The organism is Bradyrhizobium genomosp. III (assembly GCF_000261705.1).
GTDB lineage: Bacteria > Pseudomonadota > Alphaproteobacteria > Rhizobiales > Xanthobacteraceae > Bradyrhizobium > Bradyrhizobium ottawaense.
Window position 1 is genome coordinate 1 of the sequence record NZ_AJQF01000074.1, and the last position, 19,967, is coordinate 19,967.

Annotated in this window: 16 protein-coding genes and 3 pseudogenes; 14 read left to right on the forward strand and 5 right to left on the reverse strand. The window is 63.7% G+C overall.

Features of this window, described 5'->3' with window-relative positions; translation table 11 throughout:
* The 8 genes and pseudogenes from IC66_RS0107165 to IC66_RS0107200 all read left to right on the forward strand — a co-directional run.
* Window positions 1-276: pseudogene (locus tag IC66_RS0107165) on the forward strand (sugar ABC transporter substrate-binding protein); the annotation flags it as partial.
* Between the two features lie 129 nt (window positions 277-405).
* Window positions 406-1,977 carry a multiple monosaccharide ABC transporter ATP-binding protein gene (gene mmsA, locus IC66_RS0107170; protein ID WP_038947156.1) on the forward strand — a complete coding sequence of 524 codons (1,572 nt, stop codon included), beginning with the start codon at window positions 406-408 and terminating at the stop codon, window positions 1,975-1,977.
* Window positions 1,974-2,489: pseudogene (locus tag IC66_RS0107175) on the forward strand (ABC transporter permease subunit); the annotation flags it as partial. The gene mmsA and the pseudogene IC66_RS0107175, both read left to right, overlap by 4 nt.
* A gap of 230 nt (window positions 2,490-2,719) precedes the next feature.
* Window positions 2,720-3,340 (forward strand): annotated as a pseudogene (locus IC66_RS49080) (PBSX family phage terminase large subunit); the annotation flags it as partial.
* Between the two features lie 403 nt (window positions 3,341-3,743).
* Complete coding sequence (locus tag IC66_RS0107185) at window positions 3,744-4,172, forward strand: GNAT family N-acetyltransferase (protein WP_028142604.1); 429 nt, start codon at window positions 3,744-3,746, stop codon at window positions 4,170-4,172.
* 240 nt (window positions 4,173-4,412) lie between these two features.
* The gene (locus tag IC66_RS0107190; protein WP_028142603.1) at window positions 4,413-5,681 is read left to right on the forward strand and encodes a CaiB/BaiF CoA transferase family protein; all 1,269 of its coding nucleotides are present in this window, start codon (window positions 4,413-4,415) and stop codon (window positions 5,679-5,681) included.
* Window positions 5,682-5,832: 151 nt separating this feature from the next.
* A complete protein-coding gene (locus tag IC66_RS0107195) occupies window positions 5,833-7,038 on the forward strand; it encodes an acyl-CoA dehydrogenase family protein (RefSeq protein ID WP_028142602.1) in 1,206 nt (401 codons plus the stop codon).
* Window positions 7,039-7,047: 9 nt separating this feature from the next.
* The gene (locus IC66_RS0107200) at window positions 7,048-7,611 is read left to right on the forward strand and encodes a flavin reductase family protein (protein WP_028142601.1); all 564 of its coding nucleotides are present in this window, start codon (window positions 7,048-7,050) and stop codon (window positions 7,609-7,611) included.
* A 25-nt stretch (window positions 7,612-7,636) separates the two neighbouring features.
* On the opposite strand, the gene IC66_RS0107205 is transcribed toward IC66_RS0107200, so the two are convergent.
* Window positions 7,637-8,545: an NAD(P)-dependent oxidoreductase gene (locus IC66_RS0107205; protein WP_038947160.1), complete on the reverse strand. Its 909-nt coding sequence runs from the start codon at window positions 8,543-8,545 to the stop codon at window positions 7,637-7,639.
* A gap of 168 nt (window positions 8,546-8,713) precedes the next feature.
* Here IC66_RS0107205 and IC66_RS0107210 point away from each other — a divergent pair, with 168 nt between their 5' ends.
* From IC66_RS0107210 to IC66_RS0107235, 6 genes are all read left to right on the forward strand, one after another.
* A complete protein-coding gene (locus IC66_RS0107210; RefSeq protein WP_038947161.1) occupies window positions 8,714-9,697 on the forward strand; it encodes an ABC transporter substrate-binding protein in 984 nt (327 codons plus the stop codon).
* A gap of 74 nt (window positions 9,698-9,771) precedes the next feature.
* Window positions 9,772-11,466 (forward strand): dihydroxy-acid dehydratase, encoded by a 1,695-nt coding sequence (ilvD, locus tag IC66_RS0107215; RefSeq protein ID WP_038947162.1) that lies wholly within the window; start codon window positions 9,772-9,774, stop codon window positions 11,464-11,466.
* A 123-nt stretch (window positions 11,467-11,589) separates the two neighbouring features.
* Window positions 11,590-12,435 (forward strand): ABC transporter ATP-binding protein, encoded by an 846-nt coding sequence (locus IC66_RS0107220; protein ID WP_038971973.1) that lies wholly within the window; start codon window positions 11,590-11,592, stop codon window positions 12,433-12,435.
* A complete protein-coding gene (locus tag IC66_RS0107225) occupies window positions 12,432-13,217 on the forward strand; it encodes an ABC transporter permease (RefSeq protein ID WP_038947164.1) in 786 nt (261 codons plus the stop codon). The genes IC66_RS0107220 and IC66_RS0107225 overlap by 4 nt, the downstream gene beginning before the upstream one ends.
* Window positions 13,217-13,981, forward strand: coding sequence for an ABC transporter permease (locus IC66_RS0107230; RefSeq protein WP_370157228.1), 765 nt, complete (start codon window positions 13,217-13,219; stop codon window positions 13,979-13,981). Before IC66_RS0107225 ends, IC66_RS0107230 begins: the two co-directional genes overlap by 1 nt.
* A gap of 35 nt (window positions 13,982-14,016) precedes the next feature.
* On the forward strand, window positions 14,017-15,063 hold the full coding sequence (locus tag IC66_RS0107235) for a peptidase M29 (RefSeq protein ID WP_028142594.1): 1,047 nt from the start codon (window positions 14,017-14,019) through the stop codon (window positions 15,061-15,063).
* Here the strand turns inward: IC66_RS0107235 and IC66_RS0107240 are convergent.
* Genes IC66_RS0107240 through IC66_RS0107255 form a run of 4 tightly spaced genes read right to left on the reverse strand, consistent with a single transcriptional unit; the run spans window position 15,060 to window position 19,959 of the window.
* On the reverse strand, window positions 15,060-16,052 hold the full coding sequence (locus IC66_RS0107240) for a 3-hydroxybutyryl-CoA dehydrogenase (RefSeq protein ID WP_038947167.1): 993 nt from the start codon (window positions 16,050-16,052) through the stop codon (window positions 15,060-15,062). The genes IC66_RS0107235 and IC66_RS0107240 overlap by 4 nt on opposite strands.
* A gap of 3 nt (window positions 16,053-16,055) precedes the next feature.
* Complete coding sequence (locus tag IC66_RS0107245; RefSeq protein ID WP_028142592.1) at window positions 16,056-17,144, reverse strand: NAD/NADP-dependent octopine/nopaline dehydrogenase family protein; 1,089 nt, start codon at window positions 17,142-17,144, stop codon at window positions 16,056-16,058.
* Window positions 17,141-18,667, reverse strand: a complete 1,527-nt coding sequence (locus tag IC66_RS0107250; RefSeq protein ID WP_038947168.1) for a class I adenylate-forming enzyme family protein — start codon at window positions 18,665-18,667, stop codon at window positions 17,141-17,143. The genes IC66_RS0107245 and IC66_RS0107250 overlap by 4 nt, the downstream gene beginning before the upstream one ends.
* 2 nt (window positions 18,668-18,669) lie before the next feature.
* Window positions 18,670-19,959, reverse strand: coding sequence for an acyl-CoA dehydrogenase family protein (locus IC66_RS0107255; RefSeq protein WP_038947170.1), 1,290 nt, complete (start codon window positions 19,957-19,959; stop codon window positions 18,670-18,672).
* Window positions 19,960-19,967: the final 8 nt, after the last annotated feature.

A 19,967-nucleotide genomic window follows, 5' to 3' on the forward strand; every position in this document is an offset into this window, starting at 1 on the left:
GGGCAGGACGCCGAGGTGCCCTCGATCAAGGCGATGCTGCGCGGCGATCAGTACTCGACCATCTTCAAGGACACCCGCGACCTCGCCAAGGTGACCGCCGACATGGTCGACGCCGCGCTGGCCGGCAAGCAGGTCGCGGTCAACGACACCAAGACCTACGAGAACGGTGTCAAGACCGTGCCGTCCTACCTGCTCAAGCCGGTCGTGGTCTACAAGGACAATTGGGAGAAGGTGCTGGTTGAGAGCGGCTACTACAAGAAGTCGCAGTTCCAGTAGAGTTCTCGTGCCGTCGTTCCGGGGCGCCCGAAGGGCGACCCCGGAGCCTCGAGATTCCGGGTTCGATGCTTCGCATCGCCCCGGAATGACGACGGAGGGATTCACGAAAGTTTCCAAGGACACGACGCCATGACCGCCATGCTGGAGATGCGCAACGTCAGCAAGAGCTTTGCCGGCGTGCAGGCGCTGCGCGACGTCAACTTCTCGGTTCACGCCGGGCAAATCCACGCGCTCGTCGGCGAGAACGGCGCCGGAAAGTCGACGCTGATGAAGGTGCTCAGCGGGGTCTACCCGCATGGCAGCTACGAGGGCACCATCGTCTTCGACGGTGAGGAGCGGCGCTTCCGCGACATCAACGATTCCGAGGCGCTCGGCATCATCATCATCCACCAGGAGCTGGCGCTGATCCCGCTGATGTCGATCGCCGAGAACATCTTCCTGTCGCATCCGCCGTCGAAGCTCGGCGTCATCGACCGCGACAAGGTCTACCGTCGTACACGTGATCTGCTGGCACAGGTCGGCCTGAAGGAATCCCCGGACACCCTGATCACCGATCTCGGCGTCGGCAAGCAGCAGCTTGTCGAGATCGCGAAGGCGCTGTCCAAGCGGGTGCGGATGCTGATCCTGGACGAGCCGACCGCGAGCCTCAACGAGGCCGACAGCGCCGCGCTGCTCGAACGCCTGATGGCGTTCCGCGAGCAGGGCATCGGCTCGATCCTGATCTCGCACAAGCTCAACGAGGTCGCCAAGGTCGCCGACCACATCACCGTGCTCCGCGACGGCCGCACCGTCGACAGCATCGATTGTCGCGCCGAGCCGATCCAGGAAGACCGCATCATCCGCAGCATGGTCAATCGCGACATGGCTCACCGTTTCCCGGAGCGCAGCGTGAAGATCGGCGAGCCTGTGCTCGACGTCGCGAACTGGTCGGTCTATCACCCCATCCATCCCGAGCGGCAGGTGATCAAGAACGTCCGTTTCGGCGTCAGGCGCGGCGAGGTCGTCGGCATTGCTGGACTGATGGGCGCCGGCCGCACTGAATTCGCCATGAGCCTGTTCGGCCGTTCCTGGGGCACCAATATCAGCGGCAGCATCCGGCTCGAAGGCAGAGACATGGTGCTGCCGAGCGTCGCGGCGGCGATCGACGCCGGCCTTGCCTACGTCACCGAGGACCGCAAGCAGCTCGGCCTGATCCTGGCCGACGACGTCCGCAAGAACATCACGCTCGCCAGCCTCGATCAGGTCGCACCTAAACGCGTGATCGACGACATCGCCGAGCTGAAGATCGCCAGCGACTATCGCACCCGCATGCGCATCCGCTGCTCCGACGTCTACCAGGAGACCGGCCAGCTCTCCGGCGGCAACCAGCAGAAGGTTGTGCTGTCGAAATGGCTGATGACCGACCCAAAGGTGCTGATCCTGGACGAGCCGACAAGGGGCATCGACGTCGGTGCCAAATACGAGATTTACTGTATCATCAACGAGCTGGCGGAAGCCGGCCGCGGCGTCGTGGTGATCTCCTCGGAGATGCCCGAGCTGCTCGGCATCTGCGACCGGATTTGCGTCATGAACGACGGCGCCTTCGTCGGCGAGTTCAAGGGTGCGGACGCGACGCAGGAAAAGATCATGCGCGCCATCATGCGCAACGAACGAAACATTGGGAACGCCGCGGCCGCGGAAATGGGAGGAATGCAGCCATGACCGACAAGACGGTATCGCTGCCCGAGGAGCGCCGGCACGGCAGCTTCATCAAGAACAATTTGCGCAACTACGGCATGCTGATGTCGTTGATCGCGATCATGCTGTTCTTCCAGGTCATGACCGGCGGCACGCTGCTGCAGCCGCTCAATCTGACCAACCTGGTGCTGCAGAACAGCTACATCGTCATCATGGCGCTCGGCATGCTGCTGGTCATCGTCACCGGCCATATCGACCTGTCGGTCGGCTCGGTCGCCGGCTTCGTCGGCGCGGTGGCCGCCGTGCTGATGGTGACCTACAAGATCGATTACACGCTCGCCTTCATCGCCTGCCTGTTGCTGGGGGCGGCGATCGGCGCGGCGCAGGGCTATTGGGTGGCCTTCTTCGGCATTCCATCCTTCATCGTGACCCTGGCGGGCATGCTGGTGTTCAAGGGCCTCGCGCTCGCGGTGCTGCAGGGGCAGTCGCTCGGCCCGTTCCCGGCGACCTTCCAGAAGCTGTCGTCGGGCTTCCTTCAACTCGAATGGTCCCGTACCGGTGCCCGCTACTCCGCCCAGCGCTTCGTTTCCGTCTTCGGCACAAAACGACTTCGAAGGACGATACCGAACCTGGCCTTCGCTTTCCAGAGGCGGCGTTCCTGTTGGTGTCAATCAAACTCAGCAAGGGCAAAACTCCAAACACCGAGGACTGGTCCGCGATGTGGCGCAGGCGCACCGGCCTGCCCTAGGGCGAGCGAGCGCATCCATTGTCTATCCTGAAAATTCCGACGGCCAAGATCTTCGAGCCGCTGCTGAAACCTGCGCGCTACAAGGGCGTCTATGGTGGACGCGGCTCGGGAAAGTCGCATTTCTTCGGCGAGCTCCTGGTCGAGACCTGTCAGGCCGAGCGCGGCACGCTCGCGGTCTGCATTCGCGAGGCGCAGCGTTCGCTGGCGCAATCTTCCAAGCGTCTGATCGAAGGCAAGATCTCGAGCCTGCGCCTTGGCCACGGCTTCAAGCTGTTCAGTGACAAGATCGAGACGCCCGGCGACGGGCTCATTATCTTCCGCGGGCTTCAGGATCACACGGCCGACTCGATCAAGTCATTGGAGGGATTTCGCATCGCCTGGATCGACGAGGCGCAATCCTTGAGCGCGCGCAGCCTCGCGCTGCTGCGGCCGACGATCCGCGCCAAGGACTCCGAACTCTGGGCGAGCTGGAATCCGCGCCGCAAGAGCGATGCAATCGACGACTTTCTGCGCGGGCGCAAGCCCGACGGAGCCATGGTCGTCAAGGCGAACTGGCGCGACAATCCCTGGTTTCCGGACGTGCTCGGGGAGGAGCGGTTGCTGGATCAAAAGCTCTACCCCGAGCGCTACGATCACATCTGGGAGGGCGAGTATGCCCACGCCTTCGAGGGCGCCTATTTCGCCTCGCTGCTGTCGGAGGCGCGTGCCGGGGGGCGGATCGGAAAAGTCTCCGCCGATCCTCTGCTGCCGCTCCGTGCCTTCATCGACATCGGCGGAGCCGGTGCTGCGGCGGATGCTTTCACGATGTGGATTGTGCAGTGGGTGGGCAGCGAGCTCAGAGCTGACTTCCAGCACCTGCGGCGCTGGCGAATGAGCGTGGAACAAGCGCAGAGCTACACCTTCAAGGCGGTGATCACAGTCATTGCGACCGGGCTGATGGGTGCGGTCTGGCTCGGTGTCAAGGTCGTGCTGGGCAAGTGAGCCTCGACCGCTACGGAGTCGCAGGTCGCGCACTCCCGATTACCCCGCCAATAGGTATTCCATGTACAGAATTCGTATCGTCGATGCGGACGATGATGAGACTGCCGAGATTCTCGGCGATTTGCACCGGCTGACATTCTTCGGTGGGGCGGCCCTGCCGCAGTTCGAATCGGGGTCGTGGTGGCTCGCCTATCACGATGATGACGCGGTTGCCTTCGCCGGCGTCGTGCCGTCGACGCATGCGCGAAGAAGTGGATATTTTTGTCGGGTCGGCGTCTTGCAGCGGCATTGGGGACGGGGACTTCAACTCAGGCTGATGCGAGCGATCGAGGCGCGAGGGCGGCGTCTGGGATGGGACAGCATCGTCTCCGATACGACGGACAATCCCGTATCTGCCAATAATTTCATCCATGCGGGTTATCGGCTGTACGAGCCCGAATCGCCCTGGGCCTGGTCGCATACGCTTTATTGGCGAAAGTGGCTGCGCTGAGCAATTGGAGTGGTTTCCCGTGATGCGGAACGTGACCTTCTCGGACTAGATTTGCTGCGCAGGATGCGCGCAGCCTCCATACGCTCAAATATCTGACGGCCCGGCAGCTTGACGCTGCCGGGCCGTTTTTGCGTTTCAGGTGAAGCGAGCGAGGCCCTTGCGAAGTTGGCGGCGCCGGGCTTTAAGTTTGCTCTTGCAGGAAATTCGGCGGCCATAAGCCGATGTAAGGGAGCGCTATCGATGCCGACCAAGCCTCAATTGCCGGAACGTTCGTCGCGAGCGATGGAAGGGCCGAGTGCGCTCGACGGTCTGCTGGTCATCGATTTCACGCGTGTCGTCGCCGGCCCGGCCTGCACGCAGACGCTTGCCGATTTTGGCGCGCAGGTCATCAAGATCGAAAATCCCGACGGCGGCGACGACACACGCGCCTATGAACACGCCGAAATTGGCGGCGAAAGCGCCGCCTATCTCAGCCTGAACCGCAACAAGCGCGGCATTGCGCTCGACCTTGCCGTGCCAGAGGCCCGCGAGATCGCGCTGGATCTGATCCGCAAGGCGGATGTGGTCGTGGAGAATTTTTCGAGCGGGGTCATGAAGAAGTTCGGGCTCGACTATGACGCGGTCGCCCCGCTCAATCCCCGGCTGGTCTATTGCTCGATCTCCGCCTACGGACGCTCCGGACCGTTCGCCTCCCGCCCCGGCTTCGATCCCATCACGCAGGCGGAGAGCGGCTTCATGTCGCTCAACGGATTTGCCGACGGTCCGGCGGTTCGTACCGGCCCTCCCATCGTGGACATGGCGACGGGGATGTCTGCCTGTAACGCCATCCTGCTCGCGCTGTTGGCCCGGGACCGGCTTGGCCGCGGGCAGCACGTGGAAGTCGCCTTGTTCGACGTTGCGATGGGGATGACCGGCTTTTACGGCATGGCGTATCTCATCAATGGCGAAAACCCCGGCCGGTTCGGCAATTCGCCGAGTGGGTCTCCCACCGTCGGCGTCTATGAGGCCTCCGATGGGCCGCTCTACATGGCCTGCGCCAACGATCGGCTGTATCGCCGGCTCGTGGTCGAGGTGCTGAACCGGCCTGATCTCATCACCGATCCGCAGTTTGCCTCGCGCAAGGCCCGTTCCGAGAACAAGGAGCTTTTGCGGGCAGCCATTGCGGAGGTCTTTGCCAGCGATACGCTCGAGAACTGGATGGCGAAAATGAAGCTGGCCAATATTCCGGTCGGCTATCTCCGGACGGTCGAGGAGGGGTTCAATGCGCCAGAGGCTCGCGAGCGCCATCGCTTGAGCCGCATTCCGCACCGTACAGCGGAATGGGTGCCCAACATCGAGCCGCCGATTACCATGAGCCTGACCGCCGCGATCGATCCCGTTGCGGCCCCGCTGTTAGGCGAGCATACCGAGGACGTCTTGCGCAGCATGCTCGGCTATGACGAACGTCGGATCGCGGAGTTTACCCGGAAGGGCGTATTTGGCCCGGGCAAGCCCTCTACTCCGGTTTAAGCCGGAGCCGTCAGTCCCTGGCAACAGGCGTCACGCGGTATGTGAATCGATGCTTCGTGATGCCTGCTGCATTGGCTTGATTTGGTAAGGGGCCGGCCGCATAAATACGCCAAAGTGAGGGAAGCGAATGGCGCCTGGTCGAAAGCCGAGCATGGGTCAGCCCACCGGGCCGGAAGCCGGCGAACGCGCCTATGCGGCGATGATCGCGAAGGCCCGGGCCCTCGTGCCGCGACTACGAGAGCGGGCGGTGCGGACGGAGGAGCTGCGGCATCTCCCGTCGGAAACCGAGATGGACCTCCATGAAGCCGGCCTGTTCCGGATGCTTCAACCGGCACGGATCGGCGGCGCCGAGCTCGACTATGTCGCTCTTGTCGACTGCGCTGAGCTGCTCGGACAGGCGGATGCGTCGGTGGCCTGGAATCTCGCCAATCTGGCGAGCCATCACTGGATGCTCGGCATGTTCGAGCAGAAGGCGCAGGATCTGGTCTGGGGCCGTGATCCGGATGCGCTGATCGCATCCTCATTCATTTTTCCCGCCGGACGCGCCACGCGGGTCGAGGGCGGTTATCAGCTGCGCGGCAGCTGGCCATTCTCCTCCGGGGTTGCCTCCTGCGAATGGAACATGCTTGCAAGCGTGGTCTACTCCGACGACGAGGCCGACGGCATCGAGTATCGCATCTTCCTGCTGCCAAAAGGCGATTACAACGTGCTGGACACATGGAACGTCGCGGGATTGCGCGGGACCGGGTCCTGCGACGTGGAGGTCAGGGATGTCTTCGTGGCTGACCATATGACAGTCGCCGTCGGCGACCTCTCAGGCGGCCCGACGCCGGGAAGCACGGTCAATCCAAATCCGCTGTATGCGCTGCCCGTGTTCTCGCTGTTCCCATACGTCCTCTCCGGTGTCGCGCTGGGGAATGCGCAAGCGTGCCTCGACGATTATACGGAGGTCGCACGTCATCGTATTTCGACCTACAACCGGGCCAAATTGAGCGATTTTCAAAGCACCCAGATCAAGATCGCGGAGGCCTCGGCGAAGATCGATGCCGCGCGCCTGATCATGCGCTCGGCGTGTCTCGATGCCATGGAGGACGCGCGGCTTGGTCACATCCCCGGCATGGCGACCAAGACCCGTTATCGGCGCGACGGATCTTTCTCGGTGAACCTGTGCACGGACGCGGTCTCGATGCTGTTTGCCGCGAGCGGCGCGCGCGGTCTGTTCACGACCGGCGTGTTGCAGCGGCAATTTCGCGATGCGCACGCGATCAACTCGCATCTCGCATTCAACTTCGATGCGGCCGGGACCAACTATGGACGGGTGGCGCTGGGCCTGCCGTCCGAAAATCTCACGCTGTGAGGCCGGCCGATGAATGATCTGCCGCAGCAGCCCGGCGCTCCCGATCCCGCCAACGAGTTCGCGAGCGACAGCTCGTCGATCGATCCTCGCGACTTTCGCAACGCGCTCGGAACCTATGCAACGGGCGTGACGATCATCACGGCCGCAGCGCCTGACGGCAAGCCCTACGGGCTGACTTGTAATTCGTTCGCCTCCGTCTCGCTGAACCCTCCGCTGGTGCTGTGGAGCCTGGTCGTCTATTCCTCCAGTCTGACCATCTTCCAGAACGCCAGCCATTTCACCGTCAACGTGCTTGGTGCTTCGCAGCAGGCGCTTGCGACAAAATTCGCCAAGTCGTCGGACGACAAGTTCACAGGTGTGGACTGGGCGCCGGGCCTCGGCGGAGCGCCGGTGCTTGCGGAGAGCGTCGCCAACTTTCAATGCCGCTCCGTGAATCGCTATTATGGCGGCGACCACGTGATCTTTCTCGGCGCGGTCGAGGCCTATACCTACGGTGCGAAGGAGCCGCTGCTCTTCGCGCGGGGGACGTTCGGCCGATTCCTCGCAGATGACGAGCGCAAGACGTCGCCTTGACGTGCTTCAGATCTCGCTCGACGGCTTAGCGCTCTGCCGCTGAAAGTTTGTAAATCTCCAGTGCGTCCGCTTCCGCGCCGCGCGCGGCCTTCGCGAGCCTGAAAAGTTGTCCCGCAAGAGAGGCCATCGGCACCGGTGTCGATGTCGCCTGCGCGACGTCGGCGACCGTATCGAGATCCTTGAGCATCGTGGCAATGTGACCGAGCGGTGGCGAGTGAATGCCTTGCACCATTCTGGGCACGAAAAGCTGGAGCGGGATCGAGTCCGCAAAGCCGCCGGCGAGCGCTTCGGGCAGGCGATTGGCGTCAATACCGGCGTTGACGGCCAGGCGCGTGGCTTCCGCGAGGACGGCCATCGCGCATCCCACGATCACCTGATTGCAGAGTTTCGTGGTCTGGCCGGCGCCGGTCGGGCCCATGTGGGTGAACCTGCGCGCCATGGCCAGCACGTAAGGGCGTACCCTCTCGATCTCGTCTGCTTCTCCGCCGGCCATGATCGCAAGGGTACCTTCCTCGGCGCCCTTCGTTCCGCCGGAAACCGGTGCATCGATCCAGCCGGCGCCATTGGCGGCTTTCAGTCGCTTTGCCAGATCGCGGGCGGCGTCGGGATGTATCGACGAGAAGTCGACGACAAGCTTGCCTGCGCCGGGCGCTGCCGCGAGCCCGTCAGGCCCGAAGATCACCTCCTCGACGGCCGCGGCATCCGTCACGCACATGAAGGCGATATCGGCGTTCGTCAGGAGATCACGAGGCGTGGCTGCGCGCCCGGCTCCGGCCTCGGCGAGCGGAGCCACCTTGCCCTCCGAACGGTTCCAGACAGTGACCTGATAGCCGGCCTTGAGCAGGCGTCGGGTCATCGGCGTTCCCATCAGGCCAAGGCCGAGATAGCCGAGCCTCTCGACGCCTTGCGGGTTTGCCTCGCTCGCATCAGCCATAGGTTGCCTCCTTCTGCCGCAGCGCGACGTGGCTTTACCATACATTGCGCGTCGGACGGCAAAACCGCCGGGCTCGCATGGCTTGCCTGATTGTTTGAACCATGAAAGATTTGAGCCCGGTCGGGGTTGGGTGGCGCCGGTCGGCGCCGGAGCAGCGGAGTGGGCACGATGCGAACCGTTTCGAAATGGATCCTGGCTTTGGGGGCGGCGGCCGCCGTGAGCGCGGGGGCAAGCCCGTCATGGGCGCAGCAGACGATCCGCGTCGGTTGGACGATCCCGGCCGAGGAATCAAAGTACTGGATGATGCGCCGCCCGGCTGAATTTCCCAATCTCGGCAAGACCTACAATATCGAATGGACCCAATTCCAGGGCACCGCACCGATGACGCAGGCCTTGGCAGCCGGCGCGCTGGACTGCGCGACGCAGGCGCCGCTGTCGCTCGCCAATGGTGTGGTCGGCGGCAATCTCAAAGCCTACATCGTGGCGCAGCACGTGTTCGAGAAGCCCGGCGGCTTCTCGGTCTATTGGGCTGTCATGGATGACTCGCCCATCAAGACGATCGCTGATCTCAAGGGCAAGACGGTCGGCATTTCCGTGATCGGCGGCGGCACGCAAGGCCCGTTCAACCTGCTCCTGAAGCAGAATGGCGTCGATCCAACCAAGGATATCAAGCTGGTCGAAGTCGGCTTTGCCGTCTCCGAGGATGCGCTGCGTCAAGGCCGCGTCGATGCGGTCAACATGAACCAGCCGTTCGCCGCGCGGGCAGAGGCAAAGGGCGGCACAAGGAAGCTCTTCTCGCTGTCCCAGGCCATGCCGAACATCGTGCACATCCTGGAAGCTTGCCGTGCCGATTTCGTCGACAAGAACCCGGAACTGGTCAAGGCCTATGTCCGCGATATCACCTCGGGCATGAAGAAGGCGCTGGCGAACCGCGAGGAGACTCTCAAGGTCGTCAATGAGGTGCTGAAGGCGCCCATCCCGGTGCTCGAGACATACCTGCTCAAGGACAACGATTTCGGCCGTGATCCAGGTGCGGCGCCGAACTTCCCGGCGATCCAGAAGATGCTGGACATCTACGCCGAGACCGGAATGCTGCCGAAACTGGATGTCGCGCAGTTCAAGCATCCGACGATCGTCGCGCCGCTGCAATAGGCGAGCGAACGATCCTAACGAGGAGCGTGCGGCGTCCTGGATGATCCGGGACGAAGCACGAAGAAGATGCACGTATGAAGAAGTTGCGATCACGCGTCACCACAGACGGCCTCGACCGGGCTCCGCACCGCGCATTCATGCGCGCGATGGGGCTCGACGACGCTGCGATTGCCAAGCCGATGGTGGGCGTCGTCAGCATGAAGGGCGAGCAGACGCCCTGCAACATGACACACGATTTTCAGGTGGCGGCGGCCAAGACGGGTATCGAAGAGGCTGGCGGCACGCCGCGCGAATTCTCGACGGTGTCGGTCTCTGACGGCATCAGCATGAACCATGAGGGAATGAAGTTCTCGTTGTTTTCGCGTGAACTGATCGCCGACTCGATCGAGGCCGTCGTCCACGGTCTGGCCTACGACGCGCTGATCGGATACGGCGGATGTGACAAGACGCTTCCTGGCGTGATGATGGGCATGGTTCGCTGCAACGTGCCCTCCATCTTCATCTATGGCGGCAGCGCGCTGCCGGGCCGCGTGGATGGGCGCACGCTGACGGTGCTCGATTCCTATGAGGCTGTCGGCAGCTTCATGACTGGTGAGATCGACGGCGCCACGCTGGAGCGGATCGAGCGTGCCTGCTTGCCGACGATCGGCGCCTGCGCCGGCCAGTTCACCGCCAACACCATGGGAATGGTCTCGGAGGCGATGGGCCTGACCATTCCCAACGTCTCGATGGTGCCCGGTGTCCATGCCGAGCGTGCGCAGATATCGCGGCGCGCCGGACGCCTGATCATGGAGATGCTGGAACGCGGCGGACCGTTGCCGCGCGACATCGTGACGCGCAAGTCCCTGGAGAACGGTGCGGCGATCGTTGCCGCGACGGGTGGCTCGACCAACGCCGCGCTGCATCTGCCCGCAATCGCCAACGAGGCCGGCATTGCATTCACGATCGATGATGTGGGCGAGGTCTTCGCCAGGACGCCGTTGATCGGAAATCTGCGGCCCGGGGGCAAATACACGGCAAAGGATGTTTACGACATCGGCGGTGCGGCGGTCGTGATCCGTGAGCTGATCCAGAGCGGGCATATCGATGGCAGCTGCTTGTCCATCACCGGCCGCACACTTGCCGAAGAGTATGGCGCCGCCAACGCACCCGATGGAGAAGTTGTGTATGCGGCCCGCGCGCCGATCATGCCTGACGGCGGCGTAGCGGTGCTGAAGGGAAATCTCTGTCCCGACGGTGCGGTGATCAAGGTCGCAGGTTTGAAGAGTCAATTCTTCGAAGGCGTGGCGCGCGTTTTCGAGGATGAGGAAGCCTGCGTCGCGTCGGTTCGTGACCGCAGCTACAAGGCAGGCGAGGTCCTGGTCATCCGCAATGAGGGACCGGTCGGCGGTCCGGGCATGCGCGAGATGCTTGGCGTCACTGCACTGATCTACGGGCAGGGCATGGGTGAAAAGGTCGCGCTGATCACCGATGGCCGGTTCTCTGGCGCGACCCGCGGCATGTGCATCGGCTACGTAGCCCCCGAAGCATTTGTTGGTGGTCCGCTTGCACTCGTTCGCGACGGTGACAGGATCCGGATCGATGCCGCAAACCGGCGGATGGATGTGCTGCTCGATGAGCAGGAACTCACAGCGCGGCGACGAGATTGGAAGCAACGTCCGCCGCGTCACCGGGCAGGCGCGCTTGCAAAGTATGCGCGGCTGGTTGGGCAGGCGCCGGGTGGAGCCGTGACGCATGAAGGCCCGGCAGAATGGCCGTGGTTCGAATGACGCACCGCACGGGTCCGAAAACGACCGCCTGTCTGGCAGGTTTCTTGCTAAGCTCGTGCCGCTGACCGAGAACGTTCAGCGGGTTCGTCGAGAAATGTTCGCGCGAGTGAGGCGAGAGACGGGATGACGGTAGTGCCTGCGAGATCGAGCGAATGGGTGAGACCGGTGAGATCACAAGAGCCGGCTTCTGCGATCATCGAGATCGACCGCGTCTCGCAGGTCTTTCAGACCTCGGCGCGCAAGGATCATGTGGCGCTTTCCGACATCTCGCTGACGATCGAGGAGGGCGCCTTTGTCTCCATCCTCGGGCCGTCCGGCTGCGGCAAGTCGACACTGCTTTATATCGTCGGTGGTTTTGTCAGCCCGACCAGCGGCTCGGCGAAGATCAAGGGACATGCGATCACGGGGCCCGGTCCGGATCGCGGACCGGTGTTCCAGGAATTTGCCCTGTTCCCCTGGAAGACCGTGCTGGGCAATGTGATGTACGGCCCGCGTCAGCAAGGTGTGCGCGCCGCCGAGGCGGAAGCGCAGAGCCGGGCCTTGATCGAGATGGTTGGCCTCAAGGGCTATGAGAGTTTCTACCCCAAGGAATTGTCGGGCGGCATGAAGCAGCGCGTGGCGCTGGCGCGGACGCTCGCCTACCATCCCGAAGTTCTGCTGATGGACGAGCCGTTCGGCGCGCTCGACGCGCACACAAGGACGCGCCTGCAGAACGACCTTCTCAGCATCTGGGAGCGCGACCGCAAGACGGTGCTGTTCGTCACCCATTCGGTAGACGAAGCCGTCTTTCTCTCGGATAAAGTCGTGATGATGTCGAAATCGCCCGGCCGCATCCGCGAGGTCATCGACATCGATCTACCGCGACCGCGCCGCCGCAACGAGCTGTTGCTCGACCCGCGCTATCAGAAATACATCGTCGATATCGAGCGCATGTTCGATGAAAGCGACGAAGCCGGGCCTGCCTCATGATGTCGTCAGCCACCTTGATCAGACGGGCCGCTCCGGTGCTGGCCTGCATCGGGTTGCTGGCCGTGTGGCAGGTTGCGTCGCTTGCGCTGAAGAACGACAGCTTCCCGACGGCAACCGAGGCGATCCGGGCAATTCCGGATATTCTCGGCGACAAGGAATCCCTCATCAACATCCTGGCCTCGCTTCGCCGCATGGCGATCGGGTTCGGTGTGGCGGTGCTGGTTTCGATTCCGCTGGGCCTGTTGATGGGACGCAGCCGGGGCGTCGCGGCCTTTTTCAATCCGCTCCTGATGGTGATTTATCCGGTGCCGAAGGCCGCCTTGATGCCGATCATCATGCTTTGGCTGGGCGTCGGCGACGTCACCAAGACATTGGTGATCTTTCTGGGCGTCAGCCTCCCCGTGATCTATCACAGCTTCGAGGGTGCCAAGGCTGTCGAAGAGAAGATGCTGTGGTCGGGTGCCGCGATGGGGCTTTCGCCGGCGCAACGCCTGGTGCGGATCGTGTTGCCCGCGGCGCTGCCGGAGATCCTGACCGGCTGCCGCACGGGACTGGTGCTGGCGCTGATCACGATGATCACCAGCGAGATGATCGCCCGCCAGTCCGGCGCCGGCAACATCCTGTTCAATGCGCTCGACATGGGTCAGTACGACACCGTCTTTGCGATGATCATCATCGTGGGCGCGATGGGAATCTGCCTCGACGCGATTTTTGAAAAGGTTCGTGCCAGGCTCGTGCGTTGGTCCGAGCCTCAGTTCGACATGCCGCTGAGCTTTTCGTGATGTCGCGCATTCTCTCCGCAAGCGTCCTTCTTGGGATTGCCCCGATCGTGCTGGTCATTGCGTTGTGGCAAGGCCTGGTGTCGTTCGGCTTCGCGCCCGCTGTCTTGCTGCCGCCGCCGGGCTTCGTCTTCGGCCGGCTGCTCCAGCAGCTCGTGACGTGGACGTTTCAACAGGAGATCGCGGCAACTCTGATCCGGCTGTTTGCAGGGTTCGCGATTGCGGTCGTGCTGGGTGTCAGTATCGGCATTGCCGCCGCCGCCAATCCGGCGATCAACGCCGTGGTTCGGCCGATCGTGCGCGTATTGGCCCCGCTGCCCAAGGTCGCGCTCTATCCGGCACTCCTGCTTTTGCTCGGATTCGGCCACGGGTCGAAGATCACATTGGTGGCCGCGGACGCGCTCTTTCCGATTCTGCTCTCGACCTATTACGGTGCATCGACCGTCGAGCAGAAGCTGATCTGGTCGGCGATGGCGGCGGGAACGCCGCGCTACGAAATCCTCTTCAAGGTGGTGCTGCCGGCGGCGATGCCGTCGATCCTGACCGGATGCCGGATCGGGCTTGTCATTTCCTGCATCGTGGTGTTTCTGGCCGAGATGATCACGTCGACGGACGGATTGGGGCACGCGCTCGTGACCGCGGCGCGAACCTTCCAGGCCGTCGACATGTTCGTACCGCTGATCACGATCTCGCTGCTGGGCCTGATCCTGAATGGCCTGCTCGGGGCGCTACGCTCGTACCTGCTGCGGGGCTTTCCCGAGGCGTGAACTGACCAAGAAGAACAGAAGACCGGGAGTGAACCATGCTGGCTGATCGCATCGAGGCAAAATGGATCGACGCATTCTGCGAGATCTTTGAACGTTGCGCCGTCAAGGCCGGCGATACCGCGGCGATCCTGTCGGAAACCCAGTCGCGTGCGTTGAATGTGCATCTGGCGGAGCTCGCGCTGCTGCGCATGGGTGCGCGGCCGTTTCACGTGGTCATGCCGACACCGCGCAATCGGAATATCGTTCCGGTTCGCTCGACAGGGGCGAGCGAGGCGATCCAGAAGCTTGGTCCGGTCATTACCGCGCTTCAGCAGGCCGGCTTCGTGGTGGATTGCACCATCGAGGGCCTGATGCATGCGGTGGAGACGCCGGAGATCCTCAAGGCCGGCGCGCGGATCCTGGTGATCTCCAACGAGCATCCCGAGGCGCTGGAGCGGATGGTGCCGGATCCCGCGCTCGAGAAGCGCGTTCGTGCGGCGGCCAAGATGTTGCGGGGGACCAAGCGGATGCGGGTGACGTCGAAGGCCGGCACGGCGCTGGATGTCGACATGGTCGGCGCGTCCACGGTCGGTGTGTGGGGCTGGACCGACAAGCCCGGCACGCTGGCGCATTGGCCCGGTGGAATCGTCGTCAGCTTCCCCAAGAGCGGGACGATCAACGGCACGCTGGTGATGGCGCCGGGCGACATCAATCTCACTTTCAAACGCTACCTCACATCACCCGTGAAGATGACCTTGAAAGATGACTATGTCGTCGAGCTGGAAGGCGAGGGCACGGATGCCGCGATGATGCGCGCCTATCTTGCTGCCTGGGGCGATCGCGAGGCTTATGCCGTCTCGCATGTCGGTTTCGGCATGAACCCCGGTGCGCGCTATGAAGCGCTGTCGATGTACGACCAGCGCGACACCAATGGCACCGAGATTCGGGCCGTCTCCGGCAATTTCCTGTTCTCGACCGGTGCCAACGAATTCGCCGGCCGCTACACGGCGGGGCATTTCGACCTGCCGATGATGGGAACGACCATCGAGCTCGATGGCGTCGCGGTCGTTCGCGAAGGCGTGTTGCAGGACGTCTTCGGCTAGTTGCGGTCGAGCACGGGTGGGCGAGCCAGGTCGAAGTGGCGGAGCAGATCCACCATGGCCTGAAGCCGTTTTACGCGATAGGCGTCAACGTCCATACCCGAATAGTCGAGGAAGCCGGCACCCGTGCGCAAGCCGATCCTGCCTTCATGCATGTTGCGTGAGATGACGTCCGGCGCGCGGTAGCGGTCGCTGCCGAGCGCGCCTTCGAGATAGCGACTGGCGTAGTACAAGATATCGCCGCCACCCCAGTCGATGAACTCGAGCAGTCCGAGCACGGCGTAGCGGAACCCAAAACCGTAGCGGATCGCCTTGTCGATCTCCTCGGCACTGGCCACGCCTTCCTCGACCATGCGTGCGGCCTCGTTCATCGCCAGCGCCTGGATGCGCGGAACGATGAAGCCGGGCGTCGCCGCGCAGACGACCGGGACCTTGCCGATGCCTTCGAGCAGTCCCTTGACCTCGTCGACGATGGCGGGGTCGGTGGCTCTGCCGGGCGAAACCTCGACCAGCGGGATCAGGTAGGCTGGGTTGAGCCAATGCACGTTGAGGAAGCGGCGAGGATTCACGATCGCGCCGGAAAGATCATCGACCAGGATGGTCGACGTCGTCGATGCCATGATCGTGTCGGGTCGGACCTGCCGTGAGGCTGACCGAAGCACCTCGCGCTTGAGCTCGACGACCTCTGGAACCCCTTCGAAAACCATTCCGGCCTCGGATAGCGCTGCCCCGCTCTGGCTGGCGGGCACCACCGAGACGCGCGCGATGAGCGGATCGACATCGGCCTCCGTCAGCAGCCCCAGCTTGGACAGGCTGGCAAAGGTCTTCGTGACCTCGCCGAGCGCGTCGGCCTCAAGCTTGGCGAAGTCTTCTGCGCTACGGGCCTTGACGTCGATCATTGTGACCTGATGGCCAGCGTAGGCAAACGCGACCGCGATGCCGCGTCCCATGCGGCCCGCCCCCAGACAGACGATATTGGCGCGATTGGTCATCGGTCAAAATCCATTGCGAAGCAGCGTCTGCAATTCAGCCTTGCTGAGATTGTCGAGCCCCAGCGTCTCGAGCGTTCGGCCACCTTGCGCAAAATCCTCGCCGCAGACCGCGCCGCCGATTGACAGGAACGCTTTGGCCAGCGGCGTGGCCACGCCCGCCAGGCCTGCGACGGAGACCAGCAGCGACAGCCCAAGCCGCAGGTCCTCGCGCATATAGCGATGCTCCGTCAGCACGATCCGCTCGCGCCAGTCCCCTGAATCCGTCAGCCGGTCGTGCGAGCCGCGGCCATACATCCAGATCTCGCCCTCTTTCGCATAGTGATGAGCGAGCGGGAAATGCGGTGCACCGTAACCAAGTGCCTCGCGCACCGCGATGCGTTCCGCGTCGAGCGCGTCGGTCACCCGCCGGATCGCGGCTTGTGTGCCTTCCTTATGGATGTCCCAGCGCTCGAAATGTTCGATTGGACCGGCATTCATCACGATCAGCGGCGGATGGATGATGGGTCCTGCATTCATCAGCGCCCCGGACAGCGCGTCTCCGCACGGCTCGATCGTATCGGGGAAAGCGCGTCCGATGACTTCGAGCGCATGCGGTGCCCGGTCGAGCGGGAACACGCCGACTGGAAGCCGCTTGGCGCGGATGGTGATCGCGACCTCGAACGGTCCGTGCTTGCGGGTGAGCCACGGCAGTGTACCGGTTTCGGCAAAGCTTGCCCTGGCCTGGTTCCCAGCTTCCCGCGCAGCCTCTGCGAAGATCATCGAGCCGAATGTCGCCGGCGGCAAGAATACGACCTGACCGTCCCGCAGATGCGGGGCGAGCAGGCGAGCGATATCAGTCTGTGCGAAGGCAGGAGCGGGGCACAGGATCAGCTCCGTGCCGTTGACGGCCTCGGCGATATCCGTCGTGACCAGCGCGAGCGTCACGTCGTGGCGGCCGTTGTGATCCTTGACCAGGATGCGCGAGCCGGCGGCGCGATGTGCCGCGACCTGACCGGCATCGCGGCGCCAGAGCCGCACCTCATGCCCCGACAGCGCAAAATCGCCGGCGGCCGCGAAGGAGCCGTTTCCCCCACCGAGAACTGCAATCTTCAAGATGCTTCTCCTTGCGCGCGGGACTGCGCATCAAGCTGCTTCAGCAGGAAATGCTGGACCTTCCCCAGTGCGGTGCGCGGCAGGTCGGCGACGAAGACGATATCGCGTGGCACCTTGTAGCGGGCGAGTTGCGCCTGGAGATGGGCTCTCAGCTCGTTCGCTTCGGGCCGGCAGCCGGATCGGGGGATGACATAAGCGATCGGCACCTCGTCCCAGCGCGGGTCCGGCCGGCCGATCACGGCGCATTCGCTGACATCGGGATGTTCGAGCAGGACGCGCTCGACCTCGGCCGGGTAGACGTTCTCTCCCCCCGAAATGATCATGTTCTTCTTGCGGTCGCGCACCCAGAAATAGCCGTCGGCGTCGCACAGGCCGATGTCGCCGGTGCGATACCAGCCGTCGTGCAATGCGTCGCGCGTTGCCGCCTCGTTGCCCCAATATTCGAAGAACACATTGGGTCCGCGCACCGCGATCTCGCCCGGCGTGCCCGCTGGCACCTCATTGCCGGAATGATCGACCACCTTCGCTTCGCAGCACAGGCCGGCAAGACCGGTCGATCCCGCACGCGAGAGGTCGCCGCCAAGCCGCGTGTAGACGGCGATCGGGCAGGTTTCCGTCGAGCCGTAGACCTGAAGCACCGGCACATCGCGGGCGACGAAACGCTCGATCAGATGCGGAGGCACGATGGTCGAGCCGGTGGCGACGGCTTTGAGTGACGAAAGATCGGTGGCCGCCCAGGCGGGATGCTCGCTCACCGCCTGGATGATCGCAGGCACCATGACCGTGAGTGTCGGCCGCTCCTGTTCGATGGCCGCAAGCGCGGTCTCCGGCGCGAAGCGTGCATGGACCGTGACGGTCGCGCCGAGCTGCAGAGCCGGCGTGGTCTGGATGTTGAGGCCGCCGACGTGGAAGAACGGCAGCACGGTCAGCACATGATCGTCGGACGTCATGTTGTGCATGTGCTGGCTCATGACGCCGTTCCAGAACAGCGCCTCCTGGCGCAGCACCGCGCCTTTCGGCCGCCCGGTTGTCCCCGATGTGTAGACGATCAGCAGGGGGCAGGAGAGATCGGTGTGCGGATTTCGGCCGGCGCCGTCGCTGCGCGCGAGCAGGCTTTCGAATGTCGTGCCGCGAGGTGGCGTGAAGTCGAGGCCGACAACGGACGTCCCCGGCGCAAGCTCGGGGAGAACTCCCTCGAAGGCCCGCTCGAGCACCAGCACCTTGGCGCTCGCATCGGCGAGAATGAAGAGTTGCTCGGCGACCGCCAGCCGCCAGTTCAGCGGCACGAGCATCGCACCCAGCCGCGCGCAGGCGTAGAGCAGAATAAGATAGTCGGGTCGGTTCAGGCTGAGGATAGCGACGCGGTCGCCGCGGCCGACGCCGAGCTCCTGTTTCAATGCCGTCGCGGTGCGTTCGATGCGCGCGGCGAACGCCGCATAGCTCAGCCGTTCCCCTTCGAAGGCAATGGCTGTCTTGTCTGGCGCGAACGCCGCGTTGCGATCGATCAGACTGCAGAGGTCCACCGTCAGTCGTCCGTCTCGCCGGTCTCATACAGCGCCTCGCGTCCGATCCGGTCGAGGCAGAGCTCGGCGGTCCAGGGCAGCATCAGCGAGCCGCAGCGGCTGTCGCGGTAGATCCGTTCCAGCGGCAGCGAGCGAAGCATGGCCTGACCGCCGCAGGTGCGGATCGCGAGCGCGGCAAGCTCATTGGCGCCTTCCATCACCGAATATTGCGCGGCATAGGCCCGCAACACCTGCTCCTTGCTCGGATTGGCGCAGGCTTCGGTGACGGCCTGGAACCAGATCGCCTTGACCTGCTCGAGCTTGATCTGCATCTGCGCGACCGCGATCTGCTTGGTCGGATACATCCGGCGCTTGACCGGCGGCATGCCCGGCACTTCGCCGCGCAGATAACGCACGGTGAAATCATAGGCCGCTTGGGCCAGGCCCATATAGGTCGGCGACAACGTGAGGAACATGTGAGGCCAGCGCATCGCGGCCTGGAAATAGACGCCGCGCGGCATCAGTGCAGAGTCGGCCGGCACGAACACGTCCTTGAACAGGAGCGTCCGCGAAACCGTTCCGCGCATGCCGAGCGGGTCCCAGTCACCGACGACAGAGACGCCTTCCGATTTGGCGGAGATCGCGAGGTAAAGCGTGTTGCGGCGCGAGGCCTTCTCGCCTTCCTCGATCTCAGTGCAGAGCACGCCGTAATAGTCGGCATGGCCGGAGAGCGATGCAAAAATCTTCTTGCCGTTGACGATCCAGCCGCCCTCGACCGGCCTTGCTTCCGTGCCGAAGGCGACGCCGCCTGCGGCGGCCGCTCCACCCTCGGAGAAGGGTTGCGAATAGATCGCACCATCCTCGACGATGCGCTTGTAGTGGACTGCGCGACGCCGCTCGTGCTCGGCCCGGGTCCCGGCGTCCATGTCGAGATCGTCGGCGAGGGGCCCCGACCAGAGGGTCGAGCACACGTGCATGTTCCAGGTCAGCGCGGTCGCGCCGCAATAGCGGCCGATCTCGGCGGCCGCCAAAGCATAGGTCTGGTAGTTCGCGCCGAGCCCACCGTGTTTCTTGGGAACGGCAATGCCGAGCAGACCGACGCGGTGCAGGTCGCGATAATTCTCGATCGGAAAGGTCGCCTCGCGATCGTAGGTGGCGGCGCGAGCGGCGAACACGCTCTGACCGATCTCTCTTGCCCGCGTAACGATGCCAGCCTGCTCGTCGCTGAGGCGGAATGCAACGGGATCGAAGATCGGCGCATCCAGCGCCACCTTGTCAGTCGTGCCGATCGTCTTGCTGACTTGCATGGTCATTGCGCGGT